This is a genomic window from Novosphingobium chloroacetimidivorans, from assembly GCF_014204535.1.
Classification (GTDB): Bacteria; Pseudomonadota; Alphaproteobacteria; order Sphingomonadales; family Sphingomonadaceae; genus Novosphingobium; species Novosphingobium chloroacetimidivorans.
Map to the genome: position 1 here is coordinate 247,594 of NZ_JACHLR010000005.1, position 19,055 is coordinate 266,648.

General features: G+C 65.3%; 20 protein-coding genes and 1 pseudogene. 13 read left to right on the top strand and 8 right to left on the bottom strand.

What is annotated here, in order from left to right:
* Positions 1-107 precede the first annotated feature (107 nt).
* Complete coding sequence (locus HNO88_RS08375) at positions 108-794, top strand: SDR family oxidoreductase (RefSeq protein WP_184243995.1); 687 nt, start codon at positions 108-110, stop codon at positions 792-794.
* A 7-nt stretch (positions 795-801) separates the two neighbouring features.
* Here the strand turns inward: HNO88_RS08375 and HNO88_RS08380 are convergent, their stop codons facing one another.
* On the bottom strand, positions 802-1,590 hold the full coding sequence (locus tag HNO88_RS08380) for a sugar phosphate isomerase/epimerase family protein (RefSeq protein WP_184243997.1): 789 nt from the start codon (positions 1,588-1,590) through the stop codon (positions 802-804).
* A 4-nt stretch (positions 1,591-1,594) separates the two neighbouring features.
* Positions 1,595-2,734 carry an aromatic ring-hydroxylating oxygenase subunit alpha gene (locus HNO88_RS08385; RefSeq protein ID WP_184244072.1) on the bottom strand — a complete coding sequence of 380 codons (1,140 nt, stop codon included), beginning with the start codon at positions 2,732-2,734 and terminating at the stop codon, positions 1,595-1,597.
* 184 nt (positions 2,735-2,918) lie between these two features.
* Here HNO88_RS08385 and HNO88_RS08390 point away from each other — a divergent pair, with 184 nt between their 5' ends.
* Positions 2,919-4,553, top strand: coding sequence for an AMP-binding protein (locus HNO88_RS08390; protein ID WP_184243999.1), 1,635 nt, complete (start codon positions 2,919-2,921; stop codon positions 4,551-4,553).
* Between the two features lie 2 nt (positions 4,554-4,555).
* Here the strand turns inward: HNO88_RS08390 and HNO88_RS08395 are convergent, their stop codons facing one another.
* Positions 4,556-5,356 (bottom strand): SDR family NAD(P)-dependent oxidoreductase, encoded by an 801-nt coding sequence (locus HNO88_RS08395; protein ID WP_184244001.1) that lies wholly within the window; start codon positions 5,354-5,356, stop codon positions 4,556-4,558.
* 135 nt (positions 5,357-5,491) lie between these two features.
* On the opposite strand from HNO88_RS08395, the gene HNO88_RS08400 reads away from it, so the two are divergent.
* Positions 5,492-6,250 carry an SDR family NAD(P)-dependent oxidoreductase gene (locus HNO88_RS08400; protein ID WP_184244003.1) on the top strand — a complete coding sequence of 253 codons (759 nt, stop codon included), beginning with the start codon at positions 5,492-5,494 and terminating at the stop codon, positions 6,248-6,250.
* A gap of 58 nt (positions 6,251-6,308) precedes the next feature.
* Here the strand turns inward: HNO88_RS08400 and HNO88_RS08405 are convergent, their stop codons facing one another.
* Positions 6,309-7,322, bottom strand: a complete 1,014-nt coding sequence (locus tag HNO88_RS08405; protein ID WP_184244074.1) for an NADP-dependent oxidoreductase — start codon at positions 7,320-7,322, stop codon at positions 6,309-6,311.
* Positions 7,323-7,477: 155 nt separating this feature from the next.
* Here HNO88_RS08405 and HNO88_RS08410 point away from each other — a divergent pair, with 155 nt between their 5' ends.
* On the top strand, positions 7,478-9,754 hold the full coding sequence (locus HNO88_RS08410) for a TonB-dependent receptor (protein ID WP_184244005.1): 2,277 nt from the start codon (positions 7,478-7,480) through the stop codon (positions 9,752-9,754).
* 93 nt (positions 9,755-9,847) lie between these two features.
* Entirely contained in the window at positions 9,848-10,615 is a 768-nt protein-coding gene (locus tag HNO88_RS08415) for an SDR family NAD(P)-dependent oxidoreductase (protein ID WP_184244007.1), read from the top strand.
* 49 nt (positions 10,616-10,664) lie between these two features.
* On the opposite strand, the gene HNO88_RS08420 is transcribed toward HNO88_RS08415, so the two are convergent.
* Genes HNO88_RS08420 through HNO88_RS08430 form a run of 3 tightly spaced genes read right to left on the bottom strand, consistent with a single transcriptional unit; the run spans position 10,665 to position 12,488 of the window.
* Positions 10,665-11,090 carry a nuclear transport factor 2 family protein gene (locus HNO88_RS08420; protein WP_184244009.1) on the bottom strand — a complete coding sequence of 142 codons (426 nt, stop codon included), beginning with the start codon at positions 11,088-11,090 and terminating at the stop codon, positions 10,665-10,667.
* A gap of 35 nt (positions 11,091-11,125) precedes the next feature.
* Positions 11,126-11,476 (bottom strand): Rieske (2Fe-2S) protein, encoded by a 351-nt coding sequence (locus tag HNO88_RS08425; protein ID WP_184244011.1) that lies wholly within the window; start codon positions 11,474-11,476, stop codon positions 11,126-11,128.
* 4 nt (positions 11,477-11,480) lie between these two features.
* Positions 11,481-12,488 (bottom strand): NADP-dependent oxidoreductase, encoded by a 1,008-nt coding sequence (locus HNO88_RS08430; RefSeq protein ID WP_184244012.1) that lies wholly within the window; start codon positions 12,486-12,488, stop codon positions 11,481-11,483.
* Between the two features lie 33 nt (positions 12,489-12,521).
* Between HNO88_RS08430 and HNO88_RS08435 the strand changes: the two genes are divergently transcribed.
* The 8 genes from HNO88_RS08435 to HNO88_RS08470 all read left to right on the top strand — a co-directional run bounded on the left by HNO88_RS08435 (position 12,522) and on the right by HNO88_RS08470 (position 18,969).
* The gene (locus HNO88_RS08435; RefSeq protein ID WP_312857023.1) at positions 12,522-13,004 is read left to right on the top strand and encodes a nuclear transport factor 2 family protein; all 483 of its coding nucleotides are present in this window, start codon (positions 12,522-12,524) and stop codon (positions 13,002-13,004) included.
* Between the two features lie 133 nt (positions 13,005-13,137).
* Positions 13,138-14,811, top strand: coding sequence for an acetolactate synthase large subunit (locus tag HNO88_RS08440; RefSeq protein WP_184244015.1), 1,674 nt, complete (start codon positions 13,138-13,140; stop codon positions 14,809-14,811).
* 522 nt (positions 14,812-15,333) lie between these two features.
* Complete coding sequence (locus HNO88_RS08445; protein WP_184244017.1) at positions 15,334-16,338, top strand: NADP-dependent oxidoreductase; 1,005 nt, start codon at positions 15,334-15,336, stop codon at positions 16,336-16,338.
* A 45-nt stretch (positions 16,339-16,383) separates the two neighbouring features.
* Complete coding sequence (locus HNO88_RS08450; protein WP_184244019.1) at positions 16,384-16,848, top strand: nuclear transport factor 2 family protein; 465 nt, start codon at positions 16,384-16,386, stop codon at positions 16,846-16,848.
* Positions 16,845-17,060 (top strand): YbhB/YbcL family Raf kinase inhibitor-like protein, encoded by a 216-nt coding sequence (locus tag HNO88_RS08455; RefSeq protein WP_312857024.1) that lies wholly within the window; start codon positions 16,845-16,847, stop codon positions 17,058-17,060. The genes HNO88_RS08450 and HNO88_RS08455 overlap by 4 nt, the downstream gene beginning before the upstream one ends.
* Positions 17,061-17,337: 277 nt before the next feature.
* Positions 17,338-17,574 (top strand): hypothetical protein, encoded by a 237-nt coding sequence (locus HNO88_RS08460; RefSeq protein WP_184244022.1) that lies wholly within the window; start codon positions 17,338-17,340, stop codon positions 17,572-17,574.
* A 44-nt stretch (positions 17,575-17,618) separates the two neighbouring features.
* Positions 17,619-18,044, top strand: coding sequence for a DUF3429 domain-containing protein (locus HNO88_RS08465; RefSeq protein ID WP_246381352.1), 426 nt, complete (start codon positions 17,619-17,621; stop codon positions 18,042-18,044).
* A 37-nt stretch (positions 18,045-18,081) separates the two neighbouring features.
* Positions 18,082-18,969 carry a type 1 glutamine amidotransferase gene (locus HNO88_RS08470; RefSeq protein WP_184244026.1) on the top strand — a complete coding sequence of 296 codons (888 nt, stop codon included), beginning with the start codon at positions 18,082-18,084 and terminating at the stop codon, positions 18,967-18,969.
* Here HNO88_RS08470 and HNO88_RS08475 read toward each other — a convergent pair.
* Positions 18,913-19,055, bottom strand: a pseudogene (locus tag HNO88_RS08475) (IS5/IS1182 family transposase); the annotation flags it as partial. The gene HNO88_RS08470 and the pseudogene HNO88_RS08475 sit on opposite strands and share 57 nt — an antisense overlap.

A 19,055-nucleotide genomic window follows, 5' to 3' on the forward strand; every position in this document is an offset into this window, starting at 1 on the left:
GCCAGCGTTATGCTGCCGCGTGCCCCCGCCACTCACCTGCGATAAAAAACAGGTGCATGGCGCCAAGGTCCGTCACCACATGAGGCTGACGGTTTCGGGAGACGATGATGGCGAACGTGGCAATCACCGGTGCAGGGCGCGGCATCGCGCTGGAGCTTGTGCGCCTGCACCTGGCAAAAGGCGACAGGGTCTATGCGCTGGTGCGCGATCCCAGCCGGACCGACGAGCTCAACGACATGGCGGCCGCATCGAACGGCCTGCTCTCCGTCCACACCATGGATGTCGGCGACGACGCGTCGGTGAAGGCGGGCGCGGCCGACACTGGCCGCGACACCATCGACTTGCTCTACAACGTCGCCGGCGTGTCGGGCAGCACCAAATCCGAATTGGAGAACGCCGACTTTGCCGATTGGGCGGACGTGTTCAACGTCAATGTCAGTGGTCCGATGCGCGTGTTCCAAGCCTTCAACCCGCGCCTCGTCGCCGGATCGCGCATCGTCAGCTTCGGCAGCCAGGTCGGCGCCTCCACCTGGCCCTCTCCCGGGTTCGAGGCCTATTCGGCGTCCAAGGCCGCGCTGCACAGGTTGATGCTCTCGCTGGCGCTGGGCCTCAAGGATCGCGGGGTGATCGCGATCAGCGTGCACCCCGGCTGGGTGCAGACCGACATGGGTGGACCGCAAGCCGACCTCACCCCGCAGGAGAGCGCCGAAGGTATCGTCGCGCTGGCGGAAGGGCTCACGCCCGAGATGTCAGGCGGGTTCTACAAGTGGAACGGCGAGCCGCACGCCTGGTAGCCTCGGCTCAGCGAGGGCCGAGCCAGGCGCGGGTCGCCTGGAGCACGGCGGTCGCTCGGGCCGTAGGATCGGGGTAGGCTTCGCGCAGCGCAGCCGAGCGCAGCTCGATCGAGAGCGGTATGTCTGCGGGCAGTGCCTCCAGCAGCGCCTTCAGCGGAAGCGCGCCCTCTCCGCACTGCCTGCGCAAGTCGATCGCATCGTGGATGACTGCATCGAAGTCGTTCGGACCGGGCCGGGCCCCAGGCGCGTCGCAGAACTGCGCGTATGATAGCAACGCGGGATCGATCGCAGCAACCTCCGCCACTGTAGTGCCGGAGCGATCGACGTGGATCGGGTCGACCAACACGGCGGCAGTCGGGTGCGCCACGCGTTCGATCACCGCCAACGCCGCCCTCAGGTCCCGGACCGCGGTGAAGATCCCGAACTCCAGCGCCACCCGCAACTGGGTCCCTTCCGCCTGCCGGCAGAGCGCCGCCAACTGCTCGGCGGTTGTCCCCGCGTCGGGATGGGAGGAGACGCACAGCACGTTGGCCGCGCCGAGTTCCACGCCCACGTCGATGAGCTTGCGATGGGCGTCCAAGCGAGTGTCCGGCTTCAGCCAGACGACTTCGACATCCAGCAAGTCGAGGTCCGTGCCACGCAGTGCCGACTTGGCGGCGATGGTGTCCGCAGCGCTCCAGCTGTCGGGATCGACCCATAGCCCGACCGCATCGAAGCCCGCCTCGGCGCCCGCACGCACCACGTCGAGAGCGCCGAACTCGGGCAGCACGCCCGATGCGAGCGAAAGCTTGCGCACCCGCCTACATCCGCGGTTCGGGCTGCGAAGCGTCGTCCTCCAGGTACCAGTTGAGCCATTCATGAAAGTACTGGTTGCCGCGCTCGTTACGGCCGAACACGAGTTCGTCGTGCGCGCCGGACTCCAGGCCCCGCTGGATCTCAAGCCCGATCACGTAATCCTCCTGGTATGTGACGTCGCGGAAGAAGTTCATGGCGGCTTCGACGCCTTCGCGGTCGGCATCGTCCTTGACTGGCTCGCGGCGCAGGTAGTTCAGCACCGTACGGTTGCGATCGGGCGTGGGCCCGGGAAACAGCTGGGCGACCTGCGTGATCTCCGGCGCGATGAAGATCGAAACGTTGGGGAAGAAGATGCGCACGAAGTCGTAGCCATAGTTCTCGCGCGTGCCCCACTCTGCCCGCGGCACGTCCTTGAGCTGCTCACCGATCGAGTGCTGCGGAAAGCCGATGCGCATGTTGGGGCCGAAACCCTGGAAGTGCGTGCAGTTGGATGGCGTGCGCGGGAAGATCGTCTCGGGATGCAGCGACTGGAAGTGGTAGCCTTCCAGGTAGCCGTCGTATGCGACCTTCCAGTTCGCGCCTTCGATGGTACGGCTGCCGAGATAGGTCCAATTCGCGAAATCGAGCGCGTCGAAATCCTCCAGGAAGCCGCGAAAGTGATTGTCGAGGTCCATCGGCGCGTTGGGTGTGAGGCAGACGAAGATCATGCCGCTGCGCTCCTCGCACGGCAGCTGCCGCAGACCCATCGCACTCTTGTCGACATCGCCGAAGGTGCTCGCCTCCGATATCCCGATCAGCCGTCCGTCCTGCCCATACGTCCACGAGTGGTACTTGCAGGTGAAGCGTGCACAATTGCCATGCCCGTCGGCTGCGACCGGCGCGCCGCGATGCGAGCAGACGTTGAGGAAGGCGCGCACCTTGCCCTGCTTGTCTCGCGAGATCAGCACCGGCAGGCCAATCGCCTCCATCGCCTTGTAATCGCCCGGGTTCGGCAGCTCGGCGGTGAACGCCAGCATCAGCGGCACCCGCTTGAACACCAGCTCCATTTCCGCCTTGAACTGGTCGGGATCGGTATAGCTCTGGGTCGGGACCTTGAAGGTGCTGTCGGTCTGGAAGGTCTTCTTGTTCTCGACATAATCGAGCATGATCTCGGCGACATCGCCAACCTGCTGTACCCGGTCCAAATGACGTCCTCTCGACACATCTTATCCCGCACCAGAATGTCGCGCGGCAAGCGGCCTCGCAAGCTGCTCAAGGTGTTAGGTCGGGCTGCGAGCCTTGACACTTTGGCCAGTTGGCCGCTCCCCTGAGGCGGGGCAGGCCTTTGCCATGATGGAGAGGACAAAAAAGCCCTGGGCGTGGCTCGCGACCCCGCCCCCGCACCTGCAGCGCTACGCCGGCACCGGCTTGTGGGACGAGCGCACGATCGCCGAACATGCCGAAGCCCTGGCGCACGACGATCTGGGCTTTGTGCTGGCGATCGATGGGGTGGTGGAAGTCACGCGCGCGCAGGCGCTGGCCGATGCCGAGGCGCTGAGCGCGGCGCTCCATGCGCGCGGGATGCGGGCCGGTGACGTGCTCGCGTTCCAGGTGCCGAATTGGCACGAGGCGCTGGTGATCAATCTGGCAGCGGCAATGTCAGGCCTGGTGGTTAACCCCATCGTGCCGATCTACCGCGATCACGAGGTCGCCCAGATGCTGGCCGACTGCGGCGCCAGCGCGCTGTTCGTGCCCGGCGGCGCCCGCAAGTTCGACTACACCGCCATGGCGCGGCGTCTCGCCAGCGAGTTGCCTGGATTGCGCCATGTCTTCACCGTGCGCGGCGAAGGCGAAGACGACTATGCCGCGCTCTTGGCCGAGGGACGCGGCGCCGCGTTTGCACGGCCGAAAGTGGACCCGCTGGGCGTGAAGATGGTGCTCTACACCTCGGGCACGACCGGGCGCCCCAAGGGCGTGCTGCACAGCCACGTCGCGATCGCGCGCGTGCTGCGTCAGAGCGGGACCTTCTGGGGATTGGCTCCGGGCGAGGCGACGCTCATGCCTTCCCCGGTCACCCACGTGTCCGGCTATGCCAACGGCCTCGAGGCGCCATTCGTCTGCGGCACGCGTACGGTGCTGATGGATGGCTGGGACGCGCAAGCGGCGCTGACGCTGATCGACCGGCACGGTCTGGTAGGGACGGTTGCGGCAACGCCCTTCCTGGTCGAACTGGCGGCCGCAGCTCGCGACAGCGGCAAGACGCTTCCCTCGCTGCGCTTCTTTGCGTGTGGCGGAGCGGCAGTGCCGGGCGACCTAATCCCTGCGGCCAACGCTGCCTTCGCCCAATGCCGGGCCTTCCGGGTGTTCGGAGCGTCGGAGGTGCCGCTTGTCTCGTTCGGATGGCCAAGCGACGAGCACCTCGCGGCCACCACCGACGGCGCCATCGTCGACTACGAAGTCCGGATCGTCGACGGCGACGATCGCGATCTGCCGGACGGCGCCGAAGGAGAGATCCTGGCGCGCGGGCCCGCCATGCTGCTGGGCTACGCCGACGAAGCGCAGACCAACGAGGCCATCACGCCCGACGGGTTCTTCCGCACCGGTGACCTCGGCGTTCGCACGCCCCAGGGCGCAGTTACCATCACCGGGCGCAAGAAGGACCTGATCATCCGCGGCGGCGAAAACATCTCCGCCAAGGAGATCGAGGACGTACTGCACGCCCATCCGCATGTTCGCGAAGCCGCGATCGTCGCGATGCCGCATGCGCGGCTCGGCGAAGGGGTATGCGCCTACGTCGTTGCGCGCGGCGATGCTCCGTCAGCCGCCGAACTGGCCGAGCACGTCGCCAGTAGCGGGCTCGCACGCCAAAAGATCCCCGAGCGCTTCGAGTTTCGCGAAGACCTGCCACGCACCGCCTCGGGCAAGGTGCGCAAGGACATGCTCCGCCTGGAGGTCAAGGCGCTGGTCGAAGGCGTTGCCGACTGAGATCAGCCGGCGGCAGCGGCGATGGCGGCGGCAAGCTCGCTGTTCATCGGATTGCGCCGCAAGGTCAGGCCGCCGTTTACCTGCAGGTTCTCGCCGGTCATGAAGCATTCGTCGCTGGCGAGCCACACGGCGGCCGCGGCGATGTCGTCCGATGTGCCGATGCGTCCCAGCGGATAACCCGCCAGGAACGCCTTGGCCAAGCCCGGCACTTGCATCGCATCCGCCGTCATCGGCGTATCGGTCAGCCCCGGCGAGATCGAGTTGGCGCGCACACCCTCGCTGCCGAACTCGTGGGCGATGCAACGCACGACGTGATCGGTACCGGCCTTGGTACCCATGTAAGCAGCATGATCGTTCAGCATGATCGTCGCGGTGGCCGAGCTGATCTGGATGAGCGAACCGCCGGTTCCACCATGACTGTGCGCCATGCGGCGCAGCATCGCCTGGAAGAAGTGAAACGGTCCGACGTACTGCAGCATGGTGAGGCCCATCAGCTCTTCGTGGGTGGTCTCCAGAAACGGCTTGAGCAGGCCCCAGCCCGTCGAGTTGATGGCGATGTCGATACCGCCCAACTGGTCCATTGAGGCCTGGCCGAGATCGTCCAAGCTCTGCTCATCGGTGAGATCGCAAACGGCGTAAGGGCAGCCATGCGACGAGGCGAAGTCCGCCAGCACGTCTTCCTTGCGCCCGGACACCAGCACTTGCGCGCCTTCCGCCAAGAAGCGCCGTGCGATGTGCTGGCCCATGTTGTCCGGGCTGCTTGCCCCGACGATCACCGCGCGTTTGCCGTCCAGCCTGCCCATCGCTCTCTCCATCGCCTTTGCGCCGGGCTAGCATGGCGCTTGGCAGCACCGTCCTGACCAAAATAGGAGTGGCCGCCACACGCTGCAGGGTCGAACATGCCATCGAACGATCGTGCGATAACAAGGAGAGGCACCATGGATCTGGGATTGAAAGGCAAGAAGGTCATTCTGACCGGCGGCAGCCGCGGAATCGGCCGCGCCGCGCTTGAGATCTACGCCGAGGAAGGCTGCGACGTGGCGTTCTTCTCTCGAAATGCCGATCAGGTCGCCGAAACCGTGGAAGTGCTCTCCCGTCATGGCGGCAAGGTCATCGGCGAGCCGCTCGATATGCTGGACCACGAAGCCTACATTGCCTGGCTGAAGTCGGCGGCCGACCGGCTGGGCGGATGCGACATCTTCGTTCCCGGCGCCAGCGCCTCCGGCTCGGGCGCGACCGGTGACTGGGAAGCCTGCTTCAACGCCGACATCAAGGGGACCGTGCTGGGTTGCGAAACCCTGCTGCCGTACCTGGAGAAATCGGGCGACGGCGCCATCGTCATCATGGGATCGACCGCCGGCACCGAGACATTCATCGTGCCCCAGGCCTTCAACGCCCTCAAGGCCGCGCTGATCGCGTATTCGGGCCAGCTCGGCCAGCAAGTCGGCGCGCAAGGCATCCGCGTGAACTGCGTCTCGCCCGGTCCGATCAAGTTCCCCGGCGGTAATTGGGAAGCCATCCAGCAGGCCGCGCCCGAACTCTACGACGCCACCGAGGCATCGTTCGCGCTCGGCCGCTGGGGCGGCGCGGAGGAGGTAGCCAGGACGATCGTCTTCCTCTCCAGCGCGGCATCGTCCTATACGACCGGCACCAACGTGATCATCGACGGCGGATACACCAAGCGCGTCCAGTTCTGACGCGCGTGCACTTCGGCGCACGATTTATGCGGCGGCTCCGTGCGGAGCCGCCGCTTTGTCATGCGATCTTGAGCACAAGCTTGCCGGTGTTGGCACCGGAGAACAGCCGCATGAACGCATCATAGGCGTTCTCAAGGCCTTCCTGCACATCCTCGTCCGCACGCAGCTTTCCTTGTGAGAGCCACTGCGCCATCTGCGCACCACCCTCGGCAAAGCGATGGGCGTAGTCGGCGATCAGGAAGCCGTGGATCGTCGCCCTGCGCGCCAGGATTTGCCACAAGTTGTGCAGCCCGTGCTTCTCGGTCGCGTTGTATTCGCTGATCAGGCCACACAGCACGATGCGGGCGTGGTGGGCGAGCGCGAACACTTCCGCCTCCAGCACCGCTCCGCCCACGTTCTCGAACACGACGTTCACGCCATCCGGGGCCGCGGCATGGATCGCCGAGACCAGTTCTTCGTGCCCCTTGCCCTTGTAGTCGATCGCCGCGTCGAACCCGTAGTCCTCGATCAGGCGGCGGCACTTGTCGGGTCCGCCGGCGATGCCGACCACGCGGCAGCCCATGATCTTGCCGATCTGGCCGACGGCCGATCCGACCGCGCCTGCCGCGCCCGACACCAGCAGCGTCTCGCCAGGCTGCGGCTTGGCGACGTCCGCCAGTCCGAAGTAGGCCGTGAGGCCGACGGCTCCGAGCGCCGACAGGTAATTGGAGGGAGAGGCCACCGCATCCACATCGATCGGCATGGTGAAGCCGCCGGGCACCGCCACGGAATAGTCCTCCAGCGCATTGAGCCCCATGACCCACTGTCCGGCTCTGAAGTCAGGGTTGTCCGACGCATGGACCACACCCACCGTCGTCGCGCGCACCGGATCGCCGAGCGGGATCGGCGGCATGTAGCTTTCCGCATCGTCCATCCAGCCGCGCTGTGCAGGGTCGAGCGAGGCGAAGCGGTTGCGCACCACCAGCCCGCCGGGCGGAGGAGCCGGGATCGGCTGAGTGACGAGCGCGAAGTCCTCGCGAACAGGTTCACCCTGCGGCCTGCGTGCGAGCAGGAAGCGGCGGTTCTGGTCCATGGCATCGATCTCCTGGGAAGTACGCACGTGATCGATGCTTCGCGCGTCACCCGCACCTATGCAAATCGTCAGTTAGGGGCTGCGACGATCGGATGCATAGTGATGATGAAGCGAAGGCGCCGAAGAATTCTGCGCCACGCCCGGGAGGAACACTGATGGCATCCGCATACAACCGCGGAGCGTGGTCGGCCGCGCTCGTCAAGCTCGCGCTCACCACCAGCGCGCTCACCTGCATCGCATCGCCTGCGATCGCACAGGACGCCCCTGCCGAGACCGCATCGGTCGACAGCAACGAGATCATCGTCTCGGCGCGCCGCCGCTCGGAAACGCTGCAGGACACGCCCGTCGCCATCACCGCGGTCAACGCGGCGATGATCGAGGACAAGGCGGCAATCAACATCGGCGACCTGATGGGCACCGCGCCCAACCTGATCATCACCAACCAGGCGTCTGGCGCCGCCGCGGCCAACCTTTCCATCCGCGGCCTGACATATGCCGACGTCGAGAAATCGGCCGAGCCGACCGTCGGCGTGGTCGTCGACGGCGTGTTCATCGGCACCAGCACCGGCCAGTACTTCGACTTCTTCGACATCGAGCAGATCGAAGTCCTGCGCGGCCCGCAAGGCACGCTGTTCGGCCGCAACACCATCGGCGGCGTGATCAGCATCCGCCGCAGCCGGCCCACCGGCAAGCTCGGCGTCAAGGCCGAGGTCTCCTACGGCAAATTCGACACGCTCGCCACCCGCGCAGTGGTCAACGTGCCGCTGGGCGACAGCCTCGCGCTGAAGGGCTTTTACTTCCACAACGAATCCGACGGGTGGTACCGCCAGGCCCAGGATGGCCGCCGCCGTGGCGGGTCGAACAACGAGAATTTCGGCCTGAGCCTGCTGGCCACGCCGACCGACACCTTCGAAGCGTTGCTGACCCTGGAAAAGCAGGTCCAGAAGTTCGATCCGGTGGTCTCGGTTCTCACCAATTCCAGCGAGTTGTTCTGCGGCCTTGCGCCGGCGGAGCAGTGCAACCGCAACAACACCGACGATCTCTACACCGTCTTCGGAGAGCCGAACACCGGCCGCTACAGCGCGCCTGCCGCAACGCTCGAGATGAACCTGGACGTGGGCGATGTGAAGCTCACCTCGGTGACCGGCTATCGCGAGTCCAAGGAAGCGCAGACGCAGGACTTCGACGGCAGCTCGACCGACCTGTACTATGTCTACCGCGGACAGAAGTACGACCAGTTCAGCCAGGAGCTGCGTGCAGCCGGCAATCTGACGCCCAAGTTCGACTATGTCGTGGGCGCGTACTACTTCCGCTCTAACTACGAGCTGGACCAGTTCACCCGCGTCTTCGGCTTCAGCCCCGGCGTCGACCCGCGCGTGTTCGACCAGAACCCGCAGCACGTGGAGGGCAAGACCCGCTCGGTAGCCGTCTTCGGCGATTTCAACTGGGCCTTCGCGGACAAGTTCCGCCTCTCGTTCGGCGGCCGCTTCACGCGGGACAAGAAGGCGCTCAGCAATGCCTTTGGCGGCGTGCTGATCGGCCAGGGTTCGGACAGCTTCAAGAAGTTCACGCCCAAGATCGGCGTCGACTATCGCCCCAGCAACGACGTCATGCTCTACGCCTCCTGGTCGCGCGGTTACCGCTCGGGCGGCTTCAGCCCGCGTGCCGGCTCGGCCGCGAGCGCCAGCCGCGCCTATGGCCCCGAGACGGTCGACAGCTACGAAGTGGGCGGCAAGTTCGACCTGATGGACGGCATGCTCCAGGTCAATCTCGCCGGCTTCGTGTCCAAGTACAAGGACCTGCAGCAGAACAACAACATCTTCTGCTCGACGTGCGCCACCCAGAACGAGACGGTCACGTCGAATGTCGGCTCTGCCACGATCAAGGGCATCGAGGGTGACTTCACCCTCAAGCCGGCAGATGGTCTGGCGATCACCGGCGCGGTCGGGTTCCTGAAATCCAAGTTCAAGGACTTCATCGTCGGCGGCATCTCTCCCGTCACCGGCGCGGTGATCCCGTTCGACTTCTCGAACAACGACCTGATCTACAATCCGAAGATGACCGCATCGTTCGGCGCCAATTATACGGTGCCCACATCGTTCGGTGAAGTGGTGGGTAACGTGGGTTACCGTTATATCGGCCGCTACGACCAGCAGATCTCGATCGGGGGCCTGACCGGCAATACCACCACCGGTCCCGCGATCGTCACCGGCAACGACCCGCGGGTGCGCACCGACAAGCAGAACCTGCTCGATGCCAGCCTGACCACCCGGTTCAACCTCGGCAACACCGAAGCGCACCTGACCGCGTTCGGCCGCAACCTGCTCGACGATCGCGGACCCACGCACGGCTTCACCGTCGGCGGTCTGTTCGCCTTCGGCAACGCACGCGAGCCGCGCAGCTACGGCCTGACGCTGGGCATCAAGTACTGACGCATCCGGGAAAACCCTGGGTGCCTTCGGAAGTGCGTGCAGGTTTTCCCCAGCCTGCACGCACTCTCATTTTTTCGACGGGAAGGACTATCGATGACGGGTCGGCTTGAAGGCAAGATCGCGCTGGTGACCGGCGCAGGCGGACTGCGCGGCCTGGGTGCGGCGACGGCGCAGCGTTTCGCGCAGGAAGGTGCGTTCGTCTACGTGACAGACCTCGACAGGGCCGGCGCGGGCGAAGTGGCCGCCGCGATCGAACAGGCAGGTGGCCAGGCCCAGGCCTTGGCACAGGACGTCACCAGCGAAAGCTCATGGGACGAAATTTTCGCCACGATCGAACGAGGCCACGGCCGCCTCGACGTGCTGGTGAACAACGCCGGCATCGCCATCCTCAAGCCCCTGCCCGAACTTACCGCAGCCGATTGGGAGCGGCAAAACAAGGTCAACCTGGATAGCGTGTTCTTCGGCACGCAGCGGGCCGTCGCGCTGATGCGCAATGTGGGCCAGGGCGGCTCGATCGTGAACCTCTCCTCGATCGCCGGCATCGTAGGCGTGACGATGTGCGGCGCGTACGCGGCGGCCAAGGGCGGCGTGCGGCTGTTCTCCAAGGTCGTGGCGATGGAATGCGCGGCCGACAACATCCGCTGCAATTCGGTGCATCCCGGCATGATCGAGACCGCGATGCAGGACGTGGCCCGCAGGGACAATCCCGAGGGCTTCAAGCAGATCGTCTCGGCTATCCCTATGCAGCGCATGGGCAGCCCGCTCGACATCGCCAACATGAACCTGTTCCTGGCGAGCGACGAGTCCGGCTATATCACGGGCTGCGAGTTCGTGGTCGACGGCGGCTCCACCGCGATGTGAGGGCCACTGGGCGGGCCCGCTCGGACTCGCCCGGGAGTTGCCCGCAATCTTAGTCCCTTGCAGCCTGCTGCCGGTGCAGCTTGCGGAACGTGCGGCTCTTGAACAGCCAGCGGCCATCCTGCTTCACGCAGGTATCCTCGTACACACCACGATCGCGTACCGTCATCTTGCCCTGATCGTAGACCTCGGAGGTGTAGCTGCGCATGGTCGCGTGATCGCCCTGCACTTCGATAGACCCCGGCCAGGCCTCGAACATGATGCCGGGGTAATGCTTCATCGCTTCGACCCACATTGCAACGATGGCCGCCTTGCCACGCGTAGTCCCGATCTCGGGATAGTCGGGCAAGGCCCAATCGGCATCCTCGGCGAACGTCGCGCCCAACGCGTCTGCATCGTTGCGCGTCACGGCATCGGCGTAAGCCTCGAGCAGCTCTCGAATGGCTAGGCGATCCTCAAAGGGTCCGGTAAAGGGCATCCACGTCTCCATCGTTGTTCTATCAAGTCGGTGCGTCAGCTCGCGATCGGTCGCTCCTGCGGCCCTGGCGGGGTCGCCGGCACGGCCACCTCGATCGACCCGCCTTCGCTGCGCACTGCGAAGCGCCGCAGATCGGCATAGGCGCCGCCGACACAGCGGCCGGTCGCGACTTCGAAGCGGGCACCGTGCAGCGGGCACATGATCGCCCCGCGCCGCACCCGCCCTGGCGAAAGCATCGCCGCCTGGTGCGTGCAACGATCGTTGAGCGCGTGAAAGCCATCCTCGGTGCGCACGATCAGCACGCTCCAGCCGCCCAGCTCTATCGCAAGCTTGCCCTCTGCCGGGAAGTCGCTCTCGGGAACGACGGTATGCCAGACTTCGCTCATAGCCTCAGATCCGCACCAAGGTCTTGCCGATCGTCCGGCCCGACATGAGGTCGACGAAGGCTTGCGGCAGCGTCTCGAACCCGTCTCGCAAGTTCGCCAGCGGGCGCAGCTTGCCTTCCGCGACCCACGCGTCGAGCTCGGCTTGTGCCTGCGCGAGCACCTCGGGATGGTCGAAGGTGATGAACCCCTGCATCTTGATACGGTTCACCACGAGCTGCCAGAGCGTCTTGACGCCGAAGGGGTGGTCGGCGTCGTTGTATTGCCCGATCATGCCGCACACCGCCACGCGCCCGTGCAGGCGCATCAACGGCAGCACGGACTCCAGCGTCTCGCCGCCGACGTTGTCGAAGAACACGTCAACGCCCTCGGGTGCGGCCTTGGCGATCTCGGCGGCGATGTCCGGCGTCGCGCGATAGTCGATCGCCGCATCGAAGCCGAGATCGCTGATCACCTGCGCCTTCTCGGCAGATCCGACCAGGCCGACGACCTTGCAGCCCTTCGCCTTCGCGATCTGGCCCACCGTGGAGCCGGTCGCGCCCGCCGCCGCGCTGACGACGATCGTCTCGCCCGGCTTCGCTTCGCCGATGGTGAACAGCCCGACCCAGGCGGTGAGCCCGACCGGACCCAGTGCGCCCATGTAGTGATGCAAGTCGGTGCCCGGCTCAGGTCGGACTTTCTCGATCCCCCAGCTCTCCGCCGAAAGCACATAGTGATCGGACCAGGTGGCGAAAGCGCGCACGAGCGTGCCCTCGGGATAGTCCGGATTGCGCGAGGCGATCACCTCTCCCAGCGACATGCCCTTGATCGGGGCATCGATCGCGACGGGTTCGATGTAGCTCGGCCTATCGTCGAGGAAGCCGCGAATCGCCGGATCGACAGATCCCACCCGCATCCTGACCAGCAGCTCGCCCTCGCCAAGCTCCGGCATGGCAGTCTCCACCAGCCTGAAATCCTCCACGGCGGGTATGCCCACCGGCCGCCGTGCCAACACGATCTGTCTTACCTGTCCCATGCTCCGGAACTTAGGCAAGCGCATGGAGCCGATATGCTGGCCGAAACGCTAGGTTCCCGCGCGCGGCACCTGCGTCAGACAGGCGATGGGACGAGGAGACGCACGATGACCATGACGCCTGATGAGATGATCGCCTTCGTCGACCGGATGTACGAGGCCACGGGTGCGGGCGATTGGGCAGCGGCATCGCAGATGGTCACCGACGACTTCTTCGTGACCGAGGCCGCCGATCTGCCGATGGCTGGCACCTACCGCGGCATGGACGGTTTCCGCGATCTCTTCGTCAAGGTGATGGGCCTGTGCGATGTCGCGGGCCTCGAGCGCATCGAGACCACGGCGGGCAAGGATCACGCCGTCACCATCCTGTCGTTCCGCTTCGCCGATCCGGCACTCGCGCCCGCAGAGCTGTGCGAGATGTTCCGCTTCCGCGACGGCAAGTGCTGCGAGATCAAACCGTTCTATTATGACGCGGCGCCGTTCTGGGCGGCGGTCAGAGCCAAGGCAGCCGTGGCCTGAGCATCGTCGCATCGGTTTAATCCGTCACGCAGCACGTGCGATATCGCGACAGGCATTTGCACGCCACTATGAACGCAGTACGAGACTGATCGCGGCCATGTGGCTGGCTGAGAAACCTGGGGGTTGAGGAATCATGGCTGAGGGCGACAAGCGCAAGGCATCGGACGTCTTTATAGAGTGCCTGGAGCAAGAGGGCGTCGAGTACGTCTTCGGCGTTCCGGGCGAGGAAAACCTCGATTTTCTGGACTCGCTGTCGCGTTCCAAGCAGATCAAGCTGATCCTCAACCGGCACGAGCAGGCCGCAGGCTTCATGGCCGCAACTTACGGCAGGCTCACCGGCAAGGTCGGCGTCTGCCTTTCGACCTTGGGCCCGGGTGCGACCAACTTCGTCACGGCCGCTGCCTATGCCACTTTGGGTGGCATGCCGATGCTGATGATCACCGGACAGAAGCCGATCAAGAAGTCCAAGCAGGGTCGCTTCCAGATCCTCGACGTGGTCTCGATGATGCAGCCGATCACCAAGTACGCGCACCAGATCGCCTCGTCGGACAACATCCCCAGCCGCGTGCGCGAAGCCTTCCGCATCGCCGAGGAGGAGAAGCCGGGCGCCACTCACATTGAACTGCCCGAGGACATCGCCGACGAGCATACTGCCTCTGCAGCGGTTCCACGCTCGATCGTGCGCCGGCCGACCGCGGACGTGAAGTCGATCGCGCAGGCGGTCGAGGCGCTGCAGAGCGCCAAGCGCCCCCTGCTGGTCATCGGAGCCGGCGCGAACCGCAAGATGACCAGCAAGATGCTGGGCGAGTTCGTCGAGAAGACCTGCATCCCCTTCCTCACCACCCAGTTGGGCAAGGGCGTGATCGACGAGCGTCATCCCCGCTTCCTTGGTTGCGCGGCGTTGTCGGCGGGTGACTTCGTGCACCGCGCGATCGAGGATGCCGACTGCATCGTCAACATCGGCCACGACGTGATCGAGAAGCCGCCGTTCTTCATGCACAACGACCGCAGCCGCGGTGCCCGCACGGTGATCCACGTCTCCACCAAGACGGCCGAAGTCGACCCAGTCTATTTCCCGCACATCGAGGTGATCGGCGACATCGCCAATGCCATCTGGCAGATCAAGGAAGCGATCACGCCCTCGCCGAAGTGGAACTTCGATGCGATGCTCCGCTATCGCCAGGCCGAAGTGGAGCATACCGCGCGGCTTGCGGACGATGCGCGTTTCCCCATCTTCCCGCCCTACGCCGTGCGCCAGGTGCGCGACGCCCTGCCCGACGACGCCATCGTCTGCCTCGACAACGGCATCTACAAGATCTGGTTCGCGCGCGGCTACAACGCGCGTCGGCCCAACACCGTGCTGCTGGACAACGCGCTGGCGACGATGGGCGCTGGCCTGCCCTCTGCCATGGCCAGCGCCATGGTCTATCCCGATCGCAAGATCGTGGCGGTATGCGGCGATGGCGGGTTCATGATGAACAGCCAGGAACTGGAGACCGCCGTTCGGCTCGGCCTCAACCTGACCGTGCTGATCCTGAACGACAACGGCTACGGCATGATCCGCTGGAAGCAGGCCAACATGGGCTTCGAGGACTTCGGCCTCACCTACGGCAATCCCGACTTCGTCAAGTATGCCGAAAGCTACGGCGCGGTTGGGCATAGGGTGGAGAGCGCCGCGCATCTGGGCGAACTGCTCGCGCACTGTCGCGACACGCCGGGCGTTCACTTGATCGACTGTCCGGTGGACTACTCCGAGAACGACCGCATCCTGAACTCCGAGATCAAGACTCTGGCCAGCCAACTCTGAAGGCCGGGAGCAGAACCGGCAGCAGCAGCCTGGCGAAGACGTCGAAAACCCGAGCCGACATCAAGTCGACCCGGGTTTTCGTGTTCGTTTCTCCGGGGCGTCGGAGCCCGATCAGAAGCCGGTGGAAACCTGTAGCACCACGGTGCGTGGCAGCGTGGCGAAGCCGAGCTGATCGGCGTGCACGCGGTCTGGTCGGCGGTCATCACGCTCAGGCCGTCGGGCGGGTTCTGCGGACCAAAGATCGAAGTGACCGCAACGTTGTTGTAGGGCTGCCTGAAGAAGCTGTCCTTCGTCTCGTGCGTGTAGCGCACGCCGCCGGCCAGCTCGAGCGTCTCTACACAGCCGCAAGCCCAGCGGTTGTTATTCCACTGGTAGTTGGTGACAGATGTGATCGTGACGCTCTATCGCCGCCTATGCGGGATGACTTGAGCCGCAGCGCACTTGCGTCACCTAGCCAAGGCATCAGGTTGCTCGATACCGGCTTGTCGTCGATCCAGAAGGCCCCGAACGGAGCGGCCTACCATGTCCGAAAACCGCGTATGGACGCTGCAGGCCTATCCGGAAGGCCTCGATTTCGCATCCGCCATCCACCTTGACCGACGACCGACACCCGAGCCGGCGGATGGCCAGGTGACGATCGCCGCCGACTGGCTGTCGCTGGACGCGGGAACGCGGATGTGGATGACGCCGCGCACCGATAGCTATCAACCTCCCATTCCGCTCGGCAGCCCCGTACCCGGTCAGGTCATGGGGCGAGTGCTGGAATCCCGCGCGCCCGGTTTCGCCCCCGGCGACCTGGTGCGGGCGTTCGGACAATGGGCCGATGTCTCATGCGTCGATGCGCTCGCCTCCGGGTTGATGAAGCTCGATCCGACGGTAAGCGATCCTCGCCTGCACCTTGGGCCCCTCGGCATGAACGGCTGGACCGCGCTTGTCGGCATCGAGGAAGTCGGCCGCGTCAAGGCAGGCGACACGGTCCTCGTCTCGGCCGCAGCCGGCGCCACCGGCATGCTTGCGGCGCAGATAGCCCGTGAGCAGGGCGCGCGCGTGATCGGTATAGCGGGCGGCCCGGCCAAGTGCGCCTTCCTGACCGAGCAACTCAAGCTCGATGCGGCGATCGATCATCAAGGGCCGGATGTCGAAGCAGCCATCGCGCAGGCAGCGCCGGAGGGGATCGACGTCTACTTCGAGAATGTCGGAGGACCGCTGCTCGATGCGGTTCTGCCGAACATGGCGCATTACGGCCGCATCGCGATCTGCGGCTTGATGGCGAACTACGCACAAGCCCAGCCCGGTCCAAAGCGCTTCGACCAGATCCTGTCGCGTCGGCTGCAGGTCACCGGCTTCTTCTCCCCCGACTTCGCCCACCGCGGCCCCGAACTCACCGCGCGCCTGCGCAGCTGGACCGACGCCGGCAAGCTCATGACCCCGTTCGACGAAACCATCGGTCTGGATAACGTGCTGACCGCCTATGCGCGGCTGTTCACCGGGGCCAACATCGGCAAGGTCGTCGTGCGCGTACGCTGAGGCCCCCGAAGAAGATACAAAGAGACGGCGGAGAGGAGAGTGATCATGGACGCCTACGACCAGCTACTCGCGATCGAGCAGATCAAGCAGCTCAAGGCTCGCTACTTCCGTTGCATGGACACGAAAGATTGGGCCGGCCTGCGGGCGGTGTTCTGCGACGACGCCGTGTTCGACGCCCGCGCGTCGCTCAACATGGACGGGTCGGGAGAGGGTCCGGGTGCGGAGAGCAACGAGTGGACCTACGAAGGTGGCGACGTGATCGCCGGCTTCGTACGCGATGCAATCTCCACGCGCCGTACCGTGCACCACGGTCACTGCCACGAGGTAGAGATCCTCTCCGCAACCCAGGCACGCGGCGTGATCGCCATGGAGGACAAGGTGTGGGAGCTCGCCAGCGGAGCGCCGGTCCTGCACGGCAGCGGCCACTATCACGAGACCTACCGCCACGATAACGGCGCGTGGCGTATCCTGACCTCGCGGCTCACGCGATTGTACTTGAAGCTGGGGTGACGCATGGCCGCGCACGCAGCGGCCTCGGTAGCGCTATCGGCTGGGATGGCCCGCGTCCGCCCATGGGCGATCGGCCGCACGGCCACCATCTCCAGGTCCTGGCGCTCGATCGGATGCTCGATCTGCCGCTCGGCGCCACTCGCGACCAGCTCCTGACAGCTGCGGCCGGGCATGTGCTGGCCAAGGGGCGAGATCGTCGGGACGTACGGTGAGCCGAAGGTGACTGCTCCCCCGTGTTCCAACGATAGCCGAGGCTTACATCAGTGACCTACCCCAAGGGGCAAGGTCGGCCTGCGCTGGAACCCGAGACGCTCCGCAACGGCTATGCGGGGGATGACGCATTTTCGACGAAGCGGCGTACGCGCCCTGCCCCACGCACGACTGACGCGCCAGGGCGCAGTCGGTCGGCTGGCCTACGGCGTCACCGGGTTGCTGATGGGCCAACCGAGATGTCCAGCCTCGATACCGCCACCCGGGAAGGATTGACCAGTGACAGACAATGCCGTGCTGACCCGCCGACGGGAAATCGCGATCGAACACGTTCTGTTCAAGCTGATCGAATATATCGAGCAACGCCAACCGGGGCTCCTCGACTTCGTCGAAGGCAGCCTCGACCATCTGGGCGACAACGCGCGTGACGAGACCAAGGACGACGAGGCTGTGCGCGATATTGCCCGGCGACTGATCGCCGGCGCGCGGCACGAGATCGGCTCATCCATCCGATGAGAACCCATGGGGCCGCCCCGCCGCTCCGGCCTCCGGCGCTGCCGATGGCACTGGGCCTTGCCGGGCTTCTGCCTCAGGCCGCTTGCGTCGCCGTGCTGGCGCTTGGCCCAGAGCCATGGCACTTCTCGGCGCTGTCGCTCGGATATGCCTACTCCGCGCTGATCCTCAGCTTTCTGGGCGGCATGTGGTGGGGCCTGGCTGCCGGCAAAGCTGCATCAATACCGCCATGGATCTGGTTCGCGGCCATTGCCCCATCGCTCATCGCGCTTGCTACAGCAGTCCCATGGGCGATCGGAGCCGCCTGGCCCGCACCTTCGCTGGTCGTCCTGGCAGGAGCGCTGCTCGCCAGCTTGCTGGTCGACCGGGAGCTTTCAGCCCACGGCCTTGCACCCGATTGGTGGATGTCCTTGCGAACGCCGTTGTCCCTTGGCTTGAGCGCCTTGACGCTTGCAGTGGCGGCACTCGGTTGAATGCCCAGCCCTGAAGCACCACGATGAAGCACTCCTGATGCCCAACTACCTTGTAGCGCAAAGCGAACTCCCCGAAGAACGGGAGGCGCGGCGGGAGAGTGCCGGCAAGAGCGCGGGAGAAACATACCGCGCGACGCTTCAACAGCTGGTGCCTGGCGCCCGCATCAAGATCGCGTCCCCGGCTGACGCGGACGCACGGAGATACACCCCGGCGCAGATCTCAGACTACGATGCGGTCTTCCTGACGGGCTCGCCGATGCACGTCTACCATGAGACGCCGGAAGTCGATCGCCAGCTCGACTTCATGCGCTGCGTGTTCGCGTCTGGTGTCCCCTCGTTCGGATCATGCGCGGGGCTGCAGGTCGCCGTCGCGGCGGCAGGCGGCAAGGTCCGCAAGATGCCCGAACGGATGGAGGCAGGTATCGCCCGCAGGATCTGCGCGACGCCCGCGGGTCGCGCGCACCCACTGCTGCAAGGCCGTCCTGCAAGTTGGGATGCGCCGGCCGTTCATGGCGACGAGGTGGAGGATCTTCCACCCGGCGCGACGTTGCTGGCATCGAACGGCGTGACGCGGGTCCAGGCTGCCGAGGTGCGATGCGATCGCGGCGTTTTCTGGGGCGTGCAATACCACCCCGAACTCGCGCTAGGGGAGATCGCGGCGGCACTGCTCCGGCAAGCCGCGAGCCTGGTCGAAGCCGGCCTCGCGCATGACGAGGATGCCGTGCGCGCTTATGCAAGGGACATCTACGCGCTTCACCGTCAGCCCGACGACCGTGCGCTGCAGTGGCGTCTGGGCATAGATGCAGAACTGGCGGAAGAGCGAAAGCGGCGCCGAGAGATCATCAACTTCCTTCGCCATGTGCCCGCGCTAGGCCACCGACTCATTATGTCGCAGCCAAATCCGTATGGATGCAAGTTGGACTGACGCGAGGAAGTTATCATCTCGCTTGTCGTAGCGGGTGGCGACGGCCCGGAACTGCTTGAGTTTGTTGAAGAAGCGTTCGACGAGAT